Below are 17,190 nucleotides of genomic sequence, written 5' to 3'. Positions count from 1 at the left end.
CGCAAGCTGCCGGATGCCCCCGATTGCCGTCGCGCATCAGCGGATGTTACGGCTGAAGATAGTCGCCATAGGCCAACACCGTATCCCTGATGTAGCCCGCCATGTCGCCAATCGCGCTTTTGATCGGTGGCATCACAAGCATCGCCATAGCAACGACACCGGCTGTCAGAACGACCCAGTCAACCGTCACGGCGCCGGATTCGTCTTGCGCAAATTGCTTCCAGTCGGCCATCCCCATCTCCATCTGCGCGGCTGCAACACCTGCTTGCCAAGCCGATTGTTCAGGCTGATTGCGGCGAAACTGCAGCCGATATCAGACAATTCGTGGTTCCGGATGCCTCATCCGTGTGGACGGTCACACTGGCCTGTCCGGAAAATGGAACCGGCCGCGCACACCAGGGAACGCGGCCGGAGCACCACAAGCCCGTCAGGCTATCAGCAGGTGGCGGCGGTAGAATTCATGCAGGAACCGGCAGCTTGCAATTCGCTCTCGATGCCCTGGGCCAGCGACGACACGGCCGGACGGACGAAGTTGAAGACCACCAGGCCCAGGCCGACGACAGCGGCGGTCAGAACCACCCAGTCAACGGTCACGGCGCCGGTTTCGTCTTTCAGGAAGGCAGAAAACTTGGTCATGGTCATATCCCTTTCTAAGGTTCGCAGGTCTCGGTCAACCGTAGCGGACCAACCTTTCCCGGAGGCGGCGCCGTTCGGTATGGCCTCATATGGCCCCCGAATCGTGGCATCAGTTTGGACAATGAGGGATCAATCCAAGGGATTCTTGGGGCAACCGTGGAAAATTGCCAAGCCATTGAAAATGAATGAAAGAAACCTTAACGCCATTTCTGCGGTGCTACCCTGGGGCGTGGTTTTCGGGTCAAATCTGGCGAAAATGCCATGATTCATGCAGAAAATGGCTGGCAGCACAGGCCTTAAGCTGCGATTCTTCGGGCCGGACGACACAGCGAGCAGGCACCCGCAGATGCGGACCATCACCCGACCGATCGCAGTGATTCTGTGTGCCGCAAGCCCCTGGGCGGCTTCTGCCGACGATTTCAGCTTCAAGCGGATCAAGGTCGGTGACAGCCAGCCCGGCAAGCGCATCACCGTTCAGATCGACCCGGAAGAACAGGCCCGCTATCTGGCCGCCCTGCCGAAGGTCGATCCGCGCCCCATTCGTGACCGGTCACAGGACAGGCCCGCCGCCGCGCCTGCCGCACCATCGGGGCCGGCGCCGAAGTCATCCTATGCCTGGTTCTGGGAAAAGGTTCCGGCCGGCATCAACGAGGTGCGCGGCCGCTATGACCTGGCGCTTGCCGCGCTGACGCAGGGCCCGGGCGGCGAAACCGTGCGCGCGCCACGGATGCAGCACCTGCAGGACATCGCCGACAGGTATGGCAAGGATATCCTGCTGGCCACGGTCGGCACCGATGTCTCGCCGGCGCTGGTGCTGGCTGTGATCGGCATCGAAAGCGCCGGGCGGCCGGATGCGGTCAGCCATGCAGGGGCTGTCGGCCTGATGCAGCTGATCCCGGCCACAGCCAGGCGGTTCGGCGTGACCGATTCGACGGACCCCGTCCAGAACATCAAGGGCGGGGTGGCCTATCTGAGCTGGTTGCTGAAAGAGTTCGACAACGATCCGCTGATGGTTCTGGCCGCCTACAATGCGGGTGAGGGGGCGGTCCGGGCGAACCAGGGCGTGCCGCCCTATGCCGAGACGCGCGACTATGTGCCCAAGGTGCTGGCCGCCTGGCAGGTGGCCCAGGGTCTGTGCCTGACGCCACCGCAGCTGGTGACTGACCCCTGCGTGTTCCGGGTTATCTCGACGCGCGGCGAGGACGCGCGCGGGGCAGGGTGACACTGCCATGAACGCCGCCGCACCCGCAGTCGCGTGCGTCGGCCGGACGTGCACCCGCAGGACGGCAGACCCGCACAAGCAAGCATCGGGCAAGGCCTGCGGTCGGCCAACTTCTGCGCTGCCCGGGTGACGTAGCCTGTCGGCCCCGTCACGCCACCTGCCATTCGGCGCGGGCAGATCACGGGGCGCGACGTGCGATAGCCCCGTGGCCTGATGCTCAGTCAACGATCGTGGCTTCGGTCGCGGCGCGCAGTTCTGCCTCGGTGACGCCGGGGGCCAGTTCCACGATGTGCAGGCCCTTGTGGCCAACGTCGAGCACGCCCAGGTTGGTGATGATCCGATCCACCACCCCTTTGCCGGTCAGCGGCAGTGTGCATTCCCGCAGAACCTTCGATTCGCCGTGCTTCGAGGTGTGGTCCATTACTACCACAACCCGTCCCACGCCTGCGACCAGGTCCATCGCGCCGCCCATGCCCTTGACCAGCTTGCCAGGGATCATCCAGTTCGCCAGGTCGCCCTGTTCGCTGACCTCCATGCCGCCCAGGATGGCCATGGCGATCTTGCCGCCGCGGATCATGGCAAAGCTTGTCGCCGAATCGAAATAGGCGGTCTGCGGCAGTTCGGTGATCGTCTGTTTGCCCGCGTTGATCAGGTCGGGGTCTTCCTCGCCCTCATAGGGGAACGGGCCCATGCCCAGCATCCCGTTTTCCGATTGCAGGGTGACGTTCACGCCTTCGGGGATGTAGTTCGCCACCAGCGTCGGGATCCCGATGCCCAAGTTCACATACATCCCGTCGCGCAGCTCCTGCGCCGCGCGGGCCGCCATGCCGTTGCGGTCCCAGCCCTTTGCCTCGGTCATCACACTGCCTCCCGCTTGCGCACAGTGCGCTGTTCGATCCGCTTCTCGTGCGGCCCCTGGATGATCCGGTGCACATAGATGCCGGGCAGATGCACGTGGTCCGGATCAATGCTTCCCAGGGGTACGATCTCTTCCACTTCGGCCACGCAGATCCTGCCGCAGGTGGCCGCCGGCACGTTGAAGTTCCGCGCGGTCTTGCGGAAGACCAGGTTGCCCGAGGGGTCTGCCTTCCACGCCTTCACGATCGACAGGTCGGCGACGATCCCCCGCTCGAGGATATAGGTCTTGCCGTCGAACTCCTTGTGCTCCTTGCCCTCGGCGATCACCGTGCCTACGCCGGTCGGCGTGTAGAAGGCCGGAATTCCCGCACCACCCGCCCGCATCCGTTCGGCCAGCGTGCCCTGCGGGTTGAACTCCAGCTCCAGCTCGCCCGACAGATACTGGCGCATGAATTCCGCATTCTCGCCGACATAGGACGAGATCATCTTCTTAACCTGCCGCGTTTCCAGCAGCATCCCCAGGCCGAATCCGTCCACGCCGGCGTTGTTCGATGCAACCGTCAACCCCTTTACGCCGCTGTCACGGATCGCGGCGATCAGCAGTTCAGGGATGCCGCAGAGGCCGAAGCCGCCCGAGGCAATCAGCATGCCGTCGTGCAGCACGCCCTTCAGCGCCTCTGCGGCACTTGGGTAAACCTTGTTCATCTTGCTCTCCCCTCCGGCGGGCGACCCGCCGGTCGCTGCCGATCCTGAAAGATTGCGCCCCGCGTCACCATCCGTAAGAATACGTAGTCCCCTACGTAGGCCCATCCATGGACCCAGAACGCCTTGCCTTCCGCCACGCCCCTGACGCGACCCTTATCCTGGCCGACCGGGTGATCCTGCGGGCCTCGCTGCGGGTCGAGGCGGTGTTCGGCTGGCGCCCGGCCGAGCTGGAGGGCCAGTCGATCCGCATCCTCTACCCGGGCCAGACTGATTACGAGGTGATCGGCGATCGTGCCCGCCGCGCCATGCGCGAGACCGAAGTCTATCGTGACGAGCGCTTCATGCGCCGCAAGGACGGGCAGGTCGTCTGGATGGAGGGCCGCGGCACCGCGCTTGATCGCGACGATCCGCAGCGCCTGGCGATCTGGACCTACCGGCCGCTGGAAGCCGAGGGTCCGGCCGGCGCCCTGACGCCCACCGAACGGCGCATCGCGCGTTATCTGGTCAACGGCTTCACCTCGAAGGAAATCGCCCAGGCGCTGGGCTCTTCGCCCCGCACCGTCGAGGTTCATCGCGCCAACATGATCCGCAAGATGCAGGTCAGGAACAGCTTCGAACTTGTCAGCCGCCTGCTGGCCGCCCCCGGCGCGGTCGAGGGCTGAAGGCCCGGCTTCGCCCTTTCCAGGATTTCCCCGCCCCGGGGCCGCCCGATCCGGTTGCACGCGCCGATCAAGACACCGCTTTGCGCTGAACCCGCCCCCTGGACCGGTGCGGTCAGGCGCACAGCCAGCGGTTCAGGAAGGCCGTGGCATTGTGCTGGATGTAATCGATCTGCACCTTGTCGTCCCCGTCGCCCTTCACGAACTGACCCTCGCCATACCATTCCATCTGCAGGGCCAGGTTCTCGTCGGCGGCCGCCAGCGCCGCCTGGCGCAGGTCCGGGGCAAAGCGTCCTGGCCAGCGGTCGCAAAGCAGGACGAACCGCGTCAGCGCCTCGGCGCGGCAGGCGATGGGGGTGGACTGGCGCCGCTTGCGACAGGTGACATCGTCAAGGATTGCACCGATCAGATCGGTCAGATAGCCGATGAGCCGCTCTTCGCCGATCAGGCCACGCTCGGCTGCCTCGCAGGCGGCATAGGCCATCCAGTGGCTCTGCTCGGCCACGCCGTAGCGTCTTGAGATCAAGGCCTCGGCCGCGGCAACCGCGCCGGCGTCGGCCGTGCCGGTCTTGAACAGTCCGAACAGCAATTCGCCCGTGTAATACCCGCTGCGGAAGGGTAGCACGGTGCCATCCTCGAACTGCCGTTTGTGCAAGAAGTCCGTCCCTTCGCGTTGCGCGTTCCCGTAGGCGGCCAGCGCGGCGATCGTGTCGTCCGGCGCATCTGGCGTCGCGCCGGTCAGCCCTGCGCGCCGCGCTTCGGCCAGCATGACCAGGGCCAGTCCGACGCCCCCGGTCTTCACGGCCCCTTTCGTCACCAGTGCCAGCGTCTGGCCTGGTAGCCAGGACGGTCGGTCGAACCTGCCTGCGGCATGGCGCACCGCCCGGACCAGCGCCTGCCGGTCGCCCTCGGTCAGGTGCAGCCCCAGGTCGTTGATCGCCCGCAGCATGAACCACAGCGTCCCGCAATGCCGCAGCATGTTGTAGCCGTCGAGCGGCCGGTCGGGCGCACCGAACGGATGGGCATAGACGAACCTGCCGTTCGGCTGGATCAGGCGAAGAAGATGCGCAAGGCTCGCCTCCACGATCCGGCGCAGGTCATCTTGCGGCAGGGATTCGGATCGGGCCATGGGGCATACCTCCCGGGGCCGACCGTAACCTTCCGGGAGCCCCTGTCAAATCCGGGGCTTTCCGGGGCCGACGAAATCGTTATGGTGCGTGCGTTCTGCTGCCCGTGTGGTGGAACGGTAGACACAGGGGACTTAAAATCCCTCGGCTGCAAGGCCATGCCGGTTCAAATCCGGCCGCGGGCACCAGAGCCACCGGCATGCCGTGGGCTGCCGTCGCGCGTCAAGCCGGTTCGGCCATCCGCGCGGCCCACATGCGTTGGAACGCCGGGCGCGCCTGGCAGGCCTTGAGCCAGGCCTCGACCGCTGGGAATTCGCCGATCAGCGCCGGATGTGCCTGGGCGTAACGCAGGCATTCGGCAAGGTTCAGGTCGGCCACGGTAAACCGGCCGCCAACCAGATGGCCATGAGCCTTCAGGTGGGTCTCAAGCCGTTGCAACGGCCGACGCAGCCTTTCGGCGGCGATGGCGATGGCGGCCTGCCCCTCGGGGGTTCCATCGCCGCCGGCGTTGGTGACCAGCATGATCTCCAGCGCCGGGGCCTCGATCGCCGTGACTGCCAGCAGCGTCCACTGGTCGATCAGCGCCGCCTCGGCCGCGTCTTGCGGGCCAAGGGCGCCCCCCCGCGTGCGGGCGATGTGATTGGTGATGGCAAGGCTTTCGGTCAGCACGAGGCCATCCTCGACGAAAGCCGGGATCTGACCCAGCGGGTTGACTCTCAGGAACTCGGGCGAGGCCGTATTCAGCGGCGCATCCGGCGCGCTGGCCTGAGGCAGGCGGTAGGCCTGGATCACCGGAACATGGATGAAAGGCAGATCCAGTTCGTACAGCAACCAGATCGGCCGCGAGGCCCGGCTGCGGAAGACGCCGTAAAGGGTGATCATCAAGGACTCCTGTTGTGACGGGGCAAGCCTATGCCGTCGTGCCGCCCCGAAAAAGGGGCCTGCGATCATCCGGTGTCTTGATGAATTCATGCAAAGGCCTAAGGACTCGGATATGACCGAGTCCAGGCCATCGACGAACGTAGCCATCCTTGCCGATCGCGACCACCGGGCCGAGATCGTCGAGCGGCTTTACGATGTCGCGATGGACCCGATCCGGTTGGAGGAACTGCTCGAGGTCTGGGAAGACCGTGCCGCGCCCCTGCGTGACAGTGCGATCCCGCTGGAGGATCCGGAGATCGAGGCGCATCTTCAGCGTGCGACGGTGTTTCTTGACCGCTACGAGGCCGTTCAGGAAGCTGCCGGCAAGCCTTCGGTCCTGGCCGACATTCCGCGATCTGCGGCCTTCATCAGCGATGGCGGCGCCACGATCCACGCCTGCAATCGCCCCGCCGAGGTGGCCTTCGGCATCTCCGAGGGTGGAGCCTTCGCAGCCCTGCCCTTCGACGAGGAGGACAGGGAACTGCTGAAGGGTGTGATTCGCCGGGTTGCGGCCCGCAAGGCGGAAAAGGTTGTCACGCTGCGCATCCGTTCGACCGTGACCGGCAGTCCGGTGATCCTTCGTGTCAGCCCGGTCGAGGCCGGTGCGGCGCGACCCCTTGCGCTGGTCGTCTCGACGGAACTCGTCTGGCCCGAGGGTTTCGAAACCACGGTGCAGGAGGCCTTCGGTCTGACTACGGCCGAGGTCGAGATCGTGCGCGGCGTGACGCTGGGCCTGCCCCTGCGCGACATCGCCGAAGCGCGGGGCAGGTCTCTGGAAACAGTGCGCACGCAGGTCCGTTCGGTCCTCGCCAAGACCGAAACGCACAGCCAGTCCGAACTGGTACGGGTGGTGCTGGGGTTGATGGATGTGGCGCTGATCCCGACCGGGGGCGAATCGTTCGGCGGCCCCCGTGGCATGCTGGAACAAAGGCCCTTCAGGGAAATCCGGGGGCCGGACGGGCGGCGGCTGACCTGGATCGAATTCGGCGACCCGCGCGGTCGGCCTGTTCTCTACATGCATCTCGACTTCGGACTGACCCGCTGGCCTGCGCCAGCCGAACGGGCGGCTGCGGCGCGGGGGCTGCGGGTGATCGTGCCGGTCCGTCAGGGCTATGGCCGGACCGAACCCTTGCCCAAGGGCGCCGATCACCTGGAAGGCGTCACGCGCGACTATGCCGCGATCCTGGATCATCTGCAGGTGACGGGCGCGGTGGCGATCCCGCTGGGCGCCGACCTGCGCTTTGCCCTGAACCTGTCGCTGAAACGGCCCGACCTCGTGCGCGGGATCGTGGGTGCGGCATGCCAGCTGCCGATCCGTTCGGCCAGCCAGTACGAAAGGATGGACAAGTGGCAGCGCTTCATCTTGGCTAACGCCCGCCATGCCCCGAAGGTGTTGCCCTTTCTGGTGCAGGCGGGGTTTTCGCTGGCCCGGCGTCTTGGGAAAGAGGCCTTCTTCCGCCAGGTCAACGGCGGCAGCCAGGCTGATATGGAGACTTTCTCGCACCCCGATGTGCGGGTGGCCGTACTAGAGGGATCGGACGTGTGCATGACCCGCACCTGGTCGGCCCATGCCGCCTTCACCGCCGAATGCCTCGGGTCGGAACGCGACTGGTCGGCGCTGGTCCGCATGGCAAGGGTTCCGGTCCTGCTGTTGCAGGGCGACCAGGATCCGCAGTCGCCCGTCCAGACCATCCGCGAACTGGCCGCCGAATATCCGCATCTCGACATCCGCTTCCTGCCAGGAACCGGACAACTGTTGTTCTTTGCCGAATGGCCCCAGGTTCTTGATGCGGTTGAGGCCATGTTCTGCACCCGGCAAGACTGAAGGTCGCCGCGGACTTACCGCAGTTGGGGTATGTGGCCAGATCCCGACTCTGGTATCGAAAAAGTGTCCGCAGCGAATTGGCGGCAAGGCTTTTCAGACATGCATTTTCATGATCCGGGGCGGCGGGAACTGGACCCTCGCCGCCCCGTTCCTTTTTGGCGCCGCCCCGTTCCTTTTTAGGCGGTGAAGATTTGGCCGATTGATCCGCATCAAGGCAAAGATCACGGTTTTGTGTCAATATCTCAAAAAAAGCTGAGACATGAACCGGAGGTATCAGCCGCATGGATGACAGCCAAAGCATTGAAGCGATGACATCGGCGCCCATGGTCGAACCGAACGCGAAGCCGGTCGATGAAAAGCCGGGTCCGAAGAAATTTCCCGTGGCCGCCACGCCCTTGCACCAGGCGTTCGAAAGCGGTCACTATCCGTACGCGCGCCTCATGGGCCGTGCGCCATACGAGGCTGAAAAGGCCCGGCTGCAGGCGGAACTTCTGAAGGTGCAGATCTGGGCGCAGGAGACCGGGCAGAAGTTCGTGATCCTGATGGAGGGGCGCGACGCGGCCGGGAAGGGTGGTACGATCAAGCGGTTCATGGAACATCTGAACCCGCGCTATGCCCGTGTCTGTGCGCTGACCAAGCCTTCGGATGTGGAAAAGGGGCAATGGTTCTTTCAGCGCTATATCGCGCATCTGCCCACCGCCGGCGAAATGGTGTTCTACGACCGCAGCTGGTACAATCGCGCCGGCGTGGAGCGGGTTATGGGGTTCTGCACGCCGACCGAATACCTGGAATTCATGCGTCAGGCGCCCGAGTTCGAGCGAATGCTGGTCCGCTCTGGCATCCGGCTTTACAAGTACTGGTTCAGTGTCACCCGCGAGGAACAGCGCGCCCGCTTCAAGGCGCGGGAAACCGACCCGTTGAAGATGTGGAAGCTTTCGCCCATTGACAAAGCATCGCTCGACCGGTGGGATGATTATACTGAAGCCAAGGAGGCGATGTTCTTCTACACCGATACCGCCGATGCGCCCTGGGTCATCGTAAAGTCGAACGACAAGAAACGTGCCCGGCTGAACTGCATGAAGCATTTCCTGTCCACGATCGACTATCCGAACAAGGACCACGCGGTGGTGGGCCACCCCGATCCGCTGATCGTGGGACGGGCGGCGCAGGTGATCGGCACAGGGCCGGGCATCTATGATGCGGCCACCCACCCGGCGATGCAGCGCGGCTAGGGGCTGTCGGCACGCCTGGCATGCCGCGCGCATGCCTCTCAGACCCCGTTCCCCGGCCGTCAGCTCCAGAGACGCGTCGTGGCGCGGGTTGCCCGCGGGGGAAGATTCTTCTCTCGCGGGCTTTTCCCGGCCAGTCCAGCGCCAGTCGGCAACCGGCGCTGGGCCCCTCGTATGCCAGCGGGGGCCCGTAAGGGCAATCGCGGCAGGCTGCAAGACGGGGTGCCGATTCGCCCCAACGGTCAACGCGCTGTCCCGACGACGCACAGAGAGGCAAGGAGAACTGGCGGAATAGGGCAAAAGGTGCGGTATCTTCGGCCCTTCCTGCCGATCCGGCGTATGTGGAACGCAGGACAAGGCCTAAAAGACGCCCACCACCTCGTACATAACCGGCTCGAACCCTTTGCAAAGCTCGTTGATCTTCCGGTTCCGTTCGCGCATCTCGTCGGTCCGCAGCATGGCCTGATAATCCGCACGGCTTCGCCATTGCGAATAGTTGCAGATCCGTGTCCGGGCGTCGTTCATGTGCAGCCCGGCGGCGATGAAGCCCGGCTGACGGCTGATGCAGTCGCGATAGGCCGCCTCCAGCGCCTCGACCAGGTCGAAGGCGGTCGCGGGGGTGGTCTCGAAGGTGGTGATGACGGTTTGTCCTTGGAAATCCTTGACAATATGGGGCATGTCGTCCTCCCTCTCTAGGGTCAGGATGCCACGGACCAAGGGCAAAGGCATGAAGATTCTCGATCCCGAAGACCCGTTCTTTGCCCGGCCCTGGGTGCGTTGGGCCACTGTGATCCTGCCGACCGGCTGGGGGATTGTGGAGTTTGTGTGGATGCAGGCCCCCTTCTGGGGCGTGCTGTTCCTTGCCGCCGGGGCCTATGCCTTCTGGGCACTGATCCTGTCGCGCAAGGCCGACTGATCAGTCCATCCAATCGGCTGGCGGCAGGCCCAGCGCCTCGGGGTCGGACAGGTAGATCGTACCAAGTATCAGGAAAAGCAAGACAATCGCTGCAAAGGCGATCTTCCAGATCGACCAGGGACGCTCGCCTTGCACCTCGCCGGTCTGGCCGTTGACCAGAAAGCGGTAGCTTTTCCCGTTGTACTTGTAGGCCGCCATCCAGACCGGCAGCAGGATGTGCTTGAAGGTCTCGTTCGACCAGCGCGTCTCGATGCCATGGATGCGCTGTTCATCCCCGCCGATGTCGCGGCGCACGTCCTCGCGGATCACCTGCGCCATCCGATCGCGGGCCTGGGCATGACCTTCGGGCAGATCGACGGTGTAGCCTTCGGCCTGGAATCCGGCAAGAAATTCGGGGCTGTATGGCACCAGCGCCCCAAGATCCCAAGGTGTCAGCTCGTTGCCCAGCCGGGCGGGCAGGCTGCGCGAGGCCATGACCAGCACATCGTCGAAATCGCGCGCCACGCGGCCCGATGCCGGATACCAGCGCGTATGGCGCACCTGTTCCCGCCGCGTCTCCATCTTGCCGTTCACGCGCACCTGCACGGTCCGCGTCTCGTAGTAGTATTCTCCGCGTTCGCCCGTGTAGCGGCTGGCCGTCACGGCATCGAAGGTCCAGAAGGGGACATAGACCCCGTTCATCGCGCGGCCCTTGCGGGCATATTCCAGAAGCGTGTTCGGCGCGAACCACAGGCTGCCCATCCAGGCGATCAGCGCCTTGCGTGCCTGTGCTTCGGTCAGTGCAAAGGGCACCAGTGCCTGCGGCTTGATGTGGCGTTGGGTGCCGGTGTCCAGCACCACGGGGGTGGCACAGAAGGGGCATTGCGTGGCGTGTGTCGCGCCTGTTATCTCGATCACCGCGCCGCAGGAAGGGCAGGTTGTCGTCCGTGCTTCGGCCAGATCCGAGGCGGGCAGGGCACCCCTTAATCCTGTCGCCAGATCAAGCTCTTGCAGGGCCCTTGCCCGACTGCTGGCCGATTGTGCAGGGATGTCCTGCTCATGCCCGCAATGCGCGCAGGTCAGATGCGTCTGCCCCGGGGTATACCGCAGTTGTGCGCCGCACTGAGAACAGGGCCAGCGGTATTCGTCCTGTGGCATCGGGCTGTCAGGGCTGCGGGGGCGGTGGCGGAACGCTGTCCAGAAGCCGGGCAAGGTCGGTCTCGGCGGCCATCTTCCAGCCGTCCTGACCGGGGGTCCAGACCATGGTTGCCCGGGTCAGCCTGCCTTCGGACACGAGGCGCGAAAGATCGCCTTCGCCGAAGGGGCCTTGCGTTGCGCCGTTCTCGGCCAGATGCCAGACCTTCGCGGCAGGCGGCGGCGGCGGAGGAGGAGCAGCAGCTGCTGCTGCGCCGGGCTTGGCCCCCCATGGCCCCATGTTTTGCGCCATGCCCATGCCCATGCCGGCGCCCATTCCGGCGCCCATCGCCGCACCCATCGCGCTGCCCGTCTGGCCCATGGCCTCGGCCGCGCTGAACTGCATGTATCTTTGCAGATCGCCCACCACGCCCATGGAACTGCGCTTGTCCAGGGCCTTTTCAACCTCTTCCGGCAGGCTGATGTTTTCGATGTAGAATTCCGGTATCGACAGGCCATATTCAGCCACCTTCGGCGTGATCGCATTGGCAATGATCTTGCCCAGGTCGGAAAGGTTCGCGGCCATGTCCAGGACGGGGATCCCCGACCTCGCCAAGGCCTCGGACGCGGCCTGAACGATCTGGTTGCGGATCTGGTTTGAAACCTCGTCGGTCGTGAACTCGCCATCGGTGCCCACGATTTCCACCATGAACCTGCCGGGATCGCTGACCCGCATCGAATAGGTGCCGAAGGCGCGCAGCCTGACCGGGCCGAATTCCGGATCGCGCAGCATGATGGGGTTCTTGGTGCCCCATTTCAGGTCGTTGAAGCGCGTGGTGTTGACGAAATAGACCTCGGACTTGAACGGCGACTGGAAGCCGTGGTCCCAGTGCTGAAGCGTGGTCATGATCGGCATGTTGTTGGTCTCAAGGATGTAGAGACCGGGGCCGAACACATCGGCCAACTGGCCTTCGTGAATGAAGACCGCCGCCTGGCCTTCACGGACGGTCAGCTTGGCGCCCATCTTGATCGCCTGACCACGCCGGTCGAACCGCCAGACCATCGTATCGCGGGTGTCGTCGAGCCAGGAAATGACGTCGATGAACTCGCCCTTAAGGAATTCGAAGACCATGGCGCCCTCCGTTCTAAGGTCAACTGTCGCCACCCATCAGGCGACGCGCTAGGGAAAAGACTATGGGCCGTGCCTCGTCGGCAGTCATGCCGGGGCGCAGCTCGGGTGAGTATAGCATCTGAAGCAGCAGTTCGTCGTGATCGGTGAGGAAGGCGAATTCCTCGTCGTCGTTGAAGATCGAGGGCCGCGCGCGGGGGCTGTCGTTTGGCAGGCCCAGCCCCTGTGCCAGTTCCTCGTGCACGCAGGACAGGCGCAACAGGTCGGGGTGTTCGGACCGGATCACCGCGACCGCGCGCGAATAGGCGCCCGAATTGCCTTCGGAAAGGGCGTAGACCAGGCAGTAGGTGCTGCGCGGCATGTTCAGGATGCCGTTCAGGTCGGCTTGCGACAGGGTTGGCAGGACGGCGCGGACCTTCGGACCAAGTGCCTCGCGTTCGTCCTCGGACACGATGTGGATGACGAAGTTCGCGTTGGCATCGTCCATCGTGATGTTGTGCCCCGTGACCTCTGCGAGACGGGCAACAAAGCTGCCGATGCGCGACCGGTCGGTGGCCTGCCGGTCTGCCGGGACGCTGGCCCCGAACCGCAGGCCGACGCGGACCGGCACTTCCCAGCGGCGCAGACGGCCTTCGGTCTCTTCCCGCACGAAACCGCGATCGGTGCGGCGGTATTCGTCGAACAGCGCGATGCGCATGAAGTTTTCGGCCAGCATCCGGTCGGTGAAGGGAATGTTGCTGCCGCCGTCGGTGCGCAGAAGCCCCTGGGAAAGCAGCATCGCCTGAACGCGCGCATAATAGGCAGTCGCAGCCGCGCTTTTGGGTGTGGGCTCGGGCACTGCCGGTGCCGGCGGTTGCGGCGCCGGTGGGGGCGCGGGCTCCGGCTCGGTTGCGACGCAGGCGGCAAGTGTCAGGGCGGCGGTAACGGCCACCAGCATCGTCCAGGTCGGGGTCTTGCGCATGTTCGGGGGGCAGTCCTCAGGCGGGGGTTGCAGGGGCGGACTGGCGGGCCCTTGCGGCCGCCAGGGCATCGCGCAGTTCCGCCTCCATCTTCGTCAGTTCCGCTTCGGCGGCGGCCCGGCGGGCCTTGCCCTCGTCGGCGATGGCGAGGCTTTCGCTGATCGTGGCGATAAGGGTCGCGTTGGCCTGTTTCACTGTCTCGATGTCGAAGACGCCGCGTTCCATTTCCTCGCGCACGGCGCGGTTCGCCTGTTGCAGGTTCTCGGCGTTCGACTTCAGCAGTTCGTTCGTCAGGTCGTTGGCGTCGCGCACCGCCTGCGCGGCCTCTTTCGACCGCTGGATCGTCACCGCCTGCGCAAGCTGGGTTTCCCAAAGCGGTACGGTGTTGACGAGCGTCGAGTTGATCTTGGTGACAAGGCTCTTGTCGTTTTCCTGCACAAGGCGGATCGATGGCAGCGACTGCATCGTTACCTGCCGGGTCAGCCGCAGGTCGTGCACCCGGCGTTCAAGGTCGTCGCGGGCCGACCGCAGGTCGCGCAACTCCTGCGCCTTCATCACCTGATCGGCCTCGGGTGCGGCGGCGACCTCGGCCTCCTTCGCCGGGATCAGGGTGCCGTCCACCTCGGCCAGCTTGGCCTCGCCCGCCGCGATGTAGAGGGCAAGTTCGTTGTAGAAATCCAGCGTCCTGGCGTATAGGACATCCAGACTTTTGATGTCCTTCAGCAACTTGTGCTCGTGGGCCAGCAGTTCCTCGGTGATCCTGTCGATCTGGCCCTGCACCTGCTCATACTTCGCGACGAATTCCGCGAAGGGGGCGGCGCGGCCCAGAAGGCGTTCCCACCAGCTGGCCTCACGCCGCAGGTCAAGCTCGTCGGTGGCAAAGCCGCGGATCGTGGTGACGATCTTGCGCAGGGAATCGCCCGCGGGGCCGACATCCTTGTTCTTTACGTCCTGCAACATGGCCTGGCTGATCACCTGCAATTCCGCCTGCGCGGAGGAGCCGAAGGCGATGATCGACTGGGTATTCGTCAGGTCCACCTCGGCCATACGCTTGCGGATCGCCTCGGCCTGGTCGGTGGGGGCGGCCTCCAGGGGCACGACCTCGGCCATGGGTTCGGGCAGGATCACGGCGGTGACCTTTTCGACCTCGGTCAGAAGGGCCTGGGCATCGGACTGGACGGTGGTGGACATCGGCAATCTCCCAAAGGTCAATGGTCGAGTTTCAGGCGGTCGCGCAGCACGGCAATCTCCACATCCAGGTCGGTGCGGTTGTTCGACAGGAAGGCTGTGGTCTTCTGCGCAAAGGTGGTTTCAAGATCGTTCAGCAAGGCTTCGTAGTCGGCCCGCGCCCCGGCATCGCGGGTCTGGGCATAATGGTCTGCGAACTTCACCGTCGCGTCGCGCGCGCCCATCAGATAGACGGACATGTACTTGCGCGCTGCGGTCAGGTCGCCCGGATCCGCCTCGATCGTGCGGAACAGGCCGCGCGCGGCCGCTGCGAACTGGTCCACCCGTTTTTCCAGCGCCCGGTCGCCGGCGCGCAGGATCGCGTCCTTCATTGCGGCAAGATGCTTTTCGCCTTCTTCCACCGCCCTTGCCACACGGCCGGTCTGGAAGGCATCGATCCCCTCCATCCCCTTGTCGGTCATCGGGTCCAGTCCGAAGGCGCCCAGATGCAGAAGCATGCCTGCCAGCGCATAGAACACCGGGTAGATCAGCCCCTGATCCGCGATCAGCCCACCCACGGCAAGCGCCGCGCCCGTCATCGCTGCGGCAAGCAGCTTGCGCGGCACGGCCGGGCGGCGGGCGATCCTGCGCGCGTGGTAGGCGGCTTCCGCCTTCAGGCCCTCGCGGGAAAGCCAGGCGGAAAGCACGATCAGACCGCCGGCCAGCAGGCCCAGCAGCATCTCGCGCGGGCCGTCGCCGAAGGCGGGAAACAGGAACAGGAACGCAGTCAGAAACAGGACACTGGCGCGCCAGCCACCCTGTGGTCTGGCTGCGCTTGTGCCGTGTGCCGTTGCCGGTGGTCGGCTGCCCTGGGGCGAATACTTGCCGCCATAGCGTTCCGCCATCACGTGCCCCCCGACCAGGCGACATAGGCCACTAGCATTACGAGGAGCAGCAGCGACAGGTTCCGCAGTCCGCATACCGACATGGGCCACCTCCCGCACACACAACCCCGCAGGCAAGCTTAACTGATGCCCCGCAACCTTGCCAGTCGGCAACATGCGGAATCGGCACCAATCTTGCCCTGTTCGGGTGGACGGCGGACCTAGCCCTTCTTCGGCCCCCCGGTTCGCGGGCCGGGTTTCGGGGGGATCGGGCGCGGCTTCGCAGCGCGTTCCGAGGGCGGTCGATCGTTCGTCTTGCGACCGGGCGGACGGGTTGCCTGCTGCCAGGTTTCCGACAGCTGCTTCAGACCCGAGCCGGGCTTGAGCGGGGTGCGCCCGGACCGTGTCTGCGCCTCGGCGGCGGTCTTAGGCGGGGTCCGCGTCCTTGTCTTGCCGGACGAGCCTTCTGCTGGCTTGGCGGCGGGCCTGGTGGTGCGGGTGGCAGGCCGCGGGGTTTCCGGCGTCTCGGCGAGGCCCAGCTGGTCGCGCAGCACGCGGGGCTTCACCTCCTCGACCTCGCCGGGTTGCAGCTCGCCCAGGCGAAATGGGCCATAGGAAATCCGGATCAGTCGGTTCACTGTCAGCCCGATATGGGCCATGGCGCGGCGGATCTCGCGGTTCTTGCCCTCGCGAAGGCCGACCGTCAGCCAGGCATTCGCACCCTGATGGCGGTCGAGCCTGACCTCCATCGGCTGGAACCTTTCGCCATCAATGGTGACCCCCTTGCGCAGCGGTTCCAGGTCAGGGTCGGTCGGGTTGCCCTTCACGCGCACCCGGTATTTCCGCAGCCAGCCGGTCGAGGGGAGTTCGAGGCGCCGCTTCAGCTCGCCATCGTTGGTCAGCAGCAGCAGGCCCTCGGAATTGATGTCGAGCCGGCCGATCGACATGACGCGGGGCATGTCCTCGGGCAGGTGGTCGAATACGGTGTCGCGGCCCTTCTCGTCGGCGGCCGAGGTCACCAGCCCCTCGGGCTTGTAGTAAAGCCAAAGTCGCGGCGGTTCGGGCTGGCCGACGGGCTCGCCCCGGACGGTGATCCTGTCCTTCGCGGTGACGTTCAGGGCGGGGGAGGTGATGACCTTGCCGTTGACCCTGACCTCGCCCAGTTCGATCAGCCGCTCGGCCTCGCGGCGCGAGGCGATGCCGGCGCGGGACAGGACCTTGGCGATGCGCTCGCCTTCCGGTTTCGGGTCAGGGGATTGCTTGTCTTTCGGCGCCATCGCGGTGATCCTTGGCGCGGGGTGGCCAACCCCGGGGGTTTTCCACCCCCGGACCCCCGAGGATATTTGTGAACGGAAGAAGAGGCAATCCGCGATGACCTTCCGGTCGTTCATGGATCTGGCGCTGGACGAAGCGCGGGCCGCGGCCGGTCGGGGCGAGGTGCCGGTCGGGGCGGTGATCGTGCGGGGCGATCAGGTCGTGGCGCGGGCAGGCAACCGCACGCGCGAGCTTGCCGATCCCACCGCACATGCCGAGATGCTGGCGATACGCGAGGCCTGCCGGCTTGCCGGATCGGAGCGGCTGATCGGGTGCGAGCTCTACGTCACGCTGGAGCCCTGCCCGATGTGTGCCGCCGCGATCAGCATGGCGCGGATCGACCGTCTGTATTACGGGGCCGCCGACCCCAAGTCGGGCGGCGTGGCGGTGGGGGCGCGCGTGTTCACCCATCCCCAGTGCCATCATGTGCCGGAAGTCTACGACGGCATCGGCGGGGCCGAGGCCGAGGTGCTGCTGAAAGGGTTCTTCGCCGCGAAACGCTAGAGGCTTCCGGTCCGTCGCGACG

Annotated in this window: 19 protein-coding genes and 1 tRNA gene; 7 read left to right on the top strand and 13 right to left on the bottom strand. The window is 65.3% G+C overall.

The window, feature by feature from the left end; all coding sequences use genetic code 11:
* Window positions 1-46: 46 nt before the first annotated feature.
* A complete protein-coding gene (locus EZM81_RS05270; protein ID WP_135448893.1) occupies window positions 47-232 on the bottom strand; it encodes a hypothetical protein in 186 nt (61 codons plus the stop codon).
* A 203-nt stretch (window positions 233-435) separates the two neighbouring features.
* Complete coding sequence (locus EZM81_RS05265) at window positions 436-636, bottom strand: hypothetical protein (RefSeq protein WP_136645043.1); 201 nt, start codon at window positions 634-636, stop codon at window positions 436-438.
* Window positions 637-982: 346 nt separating this feature from the next.
* Between EZM81_RS05265 and EZM81_RS05260 the strand changes: the two genes are divergently transcribed.
* Window positions 983-1,858 carry a lytic transglycosylase domain-containing protein gene (locus tag EZM81_RS05260; protein WP_135448987.1) on the top strand — a complete coding sequence of 292 codons (876 nt, stop codon included), beginning with the start codon at window positions 983-985 and terminating at the stop codon, window positions 1,856-1,858.
* A gap of 217 nt (window positions 1,859-2,075) precedes the next feature.
* Here the strand turns inward: EZM81_RS05260 and EZM81_RS05255 are convergent, their stop codons facing one another.
* Both EZM81_RS05255 and EZM81_RS05250 read right to left on the bottom strand, forming a co-directional pair.
* Window positions 2,076-2,717 carry a 3-oxoacid CoA-transferase subunit B gene (locus EZM81_RS05255; RefSeq protein WP_135448895.1) on the bottom strand — a complete coding sequence of 214 codons (642 nt, stop codon included), beginning with the start codon at window positions 2,715-2,717 and terminating at the stop codon, window positions 2,076-2,078.
* Window positions 2,717-3,421, bottom strand: a complete 705-nt coding sequence (locus EZM81_RS05250) for a CoA transferase subunit A (protein WP_135448896.1) — start codon at window positions 3,419-3,421, stop codon at window positions 2,717-2,719. The genes EZM81_RS05255 and EZM81_RS05250 overlap by 1 nt, the downstream gene beginning before the upstream one ends.
* A 107-nt stretch (window positions 3,422-3,528) precedes the next feature.
* On the opposite strand from EZM81_RS05250, the gene EZM81_RS05245 reads away from it, so the two are divergent.
* The gene (locus tag EZM81_RS05245) at window positions 3,529-4,083 is read left to right on the top strand and encodes a LuxR C-terminal-related transcriptional regulator (RefSeq protein WP_136645042.1); all 555 of its coding nucleotides are present in this window, start codon (window positions 3,529-3,531) and stop codon (window positions 4,081-4,083) included.
* A 112-nt stretch (window positions 4,084-4,195) separates the two neighbouring features.
* Here the strand turns inward: EZM81_RS05245 and EZM81_RS05240 are convergent, their stop codons facing one another.
* A complete protein-coding gene (locus EZM81_RS05240; RefSeq protein ID WP_136645041.1) occupies window positions 4,196-5,209 on the bottom strand; it encodes a hypothetical protein in 1,014 nt (337 codons plus the stop codon).
* Window positions 5,210-5,309: 100 nt separating this feature from the next.
* On the opposite strand from EZM81_RS05240, the gene EZM81_RS05235 reads away from it, so the two are divergent.
* A tRNA-Leu gene (locus EZM81_RS05235) sits at window positions 5,310-5,395 on the top strand.
* A 34-nt stretch (window positions 5,396-5,429) separates the two neighbouring features.
* Here the strand turns inward: EZM81_RS05235 and EZM81_RS05230 are convergent.
* Window positions 5,430-6,089: a glutathione S-transferase family protein gene (locus EZM81_RS05230; protein ID WP_136645040.1), complete on the bottom strand. Its 660-nt coding sequence runs from the start codon at window positions 6,087-6,089 to the stop codon at window positions 5,430-5,432.
* A gap of 112 nt (window positions 6,090-6,201) precedes the next feature.
* On the opposite strand from EZM81_RS05230, the gene EZM81_RS05225 reads away from it, so the two are divergent.
* Window positions 6,202-7,953: a LuxR C-terminal-related transcriptional regulator gene (locus EZM81_RS05225; protein ID WP_169052314.1), complete on the top strand. Its 1,752-nt coding sequence runs from the start codon at window positions 6,202-6,204 to the stop codon at window positions 7,951-7,953.
* A 308-nt stretch (window positions 7,954-8,261) separates the two neighbouring features.
* Window positions 8,262-9,185: a polyphosphate kinase 2 gene (gene ppk2 / locus EZM81_RS05220; RefSeq protein WP_248298138.1), complete on the top strand. Its 924-nt coding sequence runs from the start codon at window positions 8,262-8,264 to the stop codon at window positions 9,183-9,185.
* Window positions 9,186-9,542: 357 nt separating this feature from the next.
* On the opposite strand, the gene EZM81_RS05215 is transcribed toward ppk2, so the two are convergent.
* A complete protein-coding gene (locus EZM81_RS05215; RefSeq protein WP_135448902.1) occupies window positions 9,543-9,860 on the bottom strand; it encodes an antibiotic biosynthesis monooxygenase in 318 nt (105 codons plus the stop codon).
* A 49-nt stretch (window positions 9,861-9,909) separates the two neighbouring features.
* On the opposite strand from EZM81_RS05215, the gene EZM81_RS05210 reads away from it, so the two are divergent.
* Window positions 9,910-10,098 (top strand): hypothetical protein, encoded by a 189-nt coding sequence (locus EZM81_RS05210; RefSeq protein WP_135448903.1) that lies wholly within the window; start codon window positions 9,910-9,912, stop codon window positions 10,096-10,098.
* On the opposite strand, the gene EZM81_RS05205 is transcribed toward EZM81_RS05210, so the two are convergent.
* From EZM81_RS05205 to EZM81_RS05180, 6 genes are all read right to left on the bottom strand, one after another.
* Complete coding sequence (locus tag EZM81_RS05205; protein WP_136645037.1) at window positions 10,099-11,235, bottom strand: primosomal protein N' (replication factor Y) - superfamily II helicase; 1,137 nt, start codon at window positions 11,233-11,235, stop codon at window positions 10,099-10,101.
* Window positions 11,236-11,242: 7 nt separating this feature from the next.
* Window positions 11,243-12,343 carry an SPFH domain-containing protein gene (locus tag EZM81_RS05200; RefSeq protein ID WP_136645036.1) on the bottom strand — a complete coding sequence of 367 codons (1,101 nt, stop codon included), beginning with the start codon at window positions 12,341-12,343 and terminating at the stop codon, window positions 11,243-11,245.
* Between the two features lie 19 nt (window positions 12,344-12,362).
* Complete coding sequence (locus tag EZM81_RS05195) at window positions 12,363-13,301, bottom strand: DUF2927 domain-containing protein (protein ID WP_135448906.1); 939 nt, start codon at window positions 13,299-13,301, stop codon at window positions 12,363-12,365.
* A gap of 16 nt (window positions 13,302-13,317) precedes the next feature.
* The gene (locus tag EZM81_RS05190; protein WP_136645035.1) at window positions 13,318-14,490 is read right to left on the bottom strand and encodes a toxic anion resistance protein; all 1,173 of its coding nucleotides are present in this window, start codon (window positions 14,488-14,490) and stop codon (window positions 13,318-13,320) included.
* A gap of 17 nt (window positions 14,491-14,507) precedes the next feature.
* A complete protein-coding gene (locus EZM81_RS05185; RefSeq protein WP_136645034.1) occupies window positions 14,508-15,371 on the bottom strand; it encodes a 5-bromo-4-chloroindolyl phosphate hydrolysis family protein in 864 nt (287 codons plus the stop codon).
* 200 nt (window positions 15,372-15,571) lie between these two features.
* A complete protein-coding gene (locus tag EZM81_RS05180) occupies window positions 15,572-16,627 on the bottom strand; it encodes a pseudouridine synthase (protein WP_136645033.1) in 1,056 nt (351 codons plus the stop codon).
* A gap of 94 nt (window positions 16,628-16,721) precedes the next feature.
* Between EZM81_RS05180 and EZM81_RS05175 the strand changes: the two genes are divergently transcribed.
* Complete coding sequence (locus tag EZM81_RS05175) at window positions 16,722-17,168, top strand: nucleoside deaminase (protein WP_136645032.1); 447 nt, start codon at window positions 16,722-16,724, stop codon at window positions 17,166-17,168.
* The last annotated feature ends 22 nt before the right edge of the window (window positions 17,169-17,190 follow it).

It is taken from the genome of Tabrizicola sp. YIM 78059 (genome assembly GCF_004959785.1).
In the GTDB taxonomy this organism is placed as follows: domain Bacteria; phylum Pseudomonadota; class Alphaproteobacteria; order Rhodobacterales; family Rhodobacteraceae; genus Tabrizicola; species Tabrizicola caldifontis.
The sequence above is the reverse complement of the archived record's forward strand: the minus strand, read 5'-3'. Positions and strand labels throughout refer to the sequence as shown.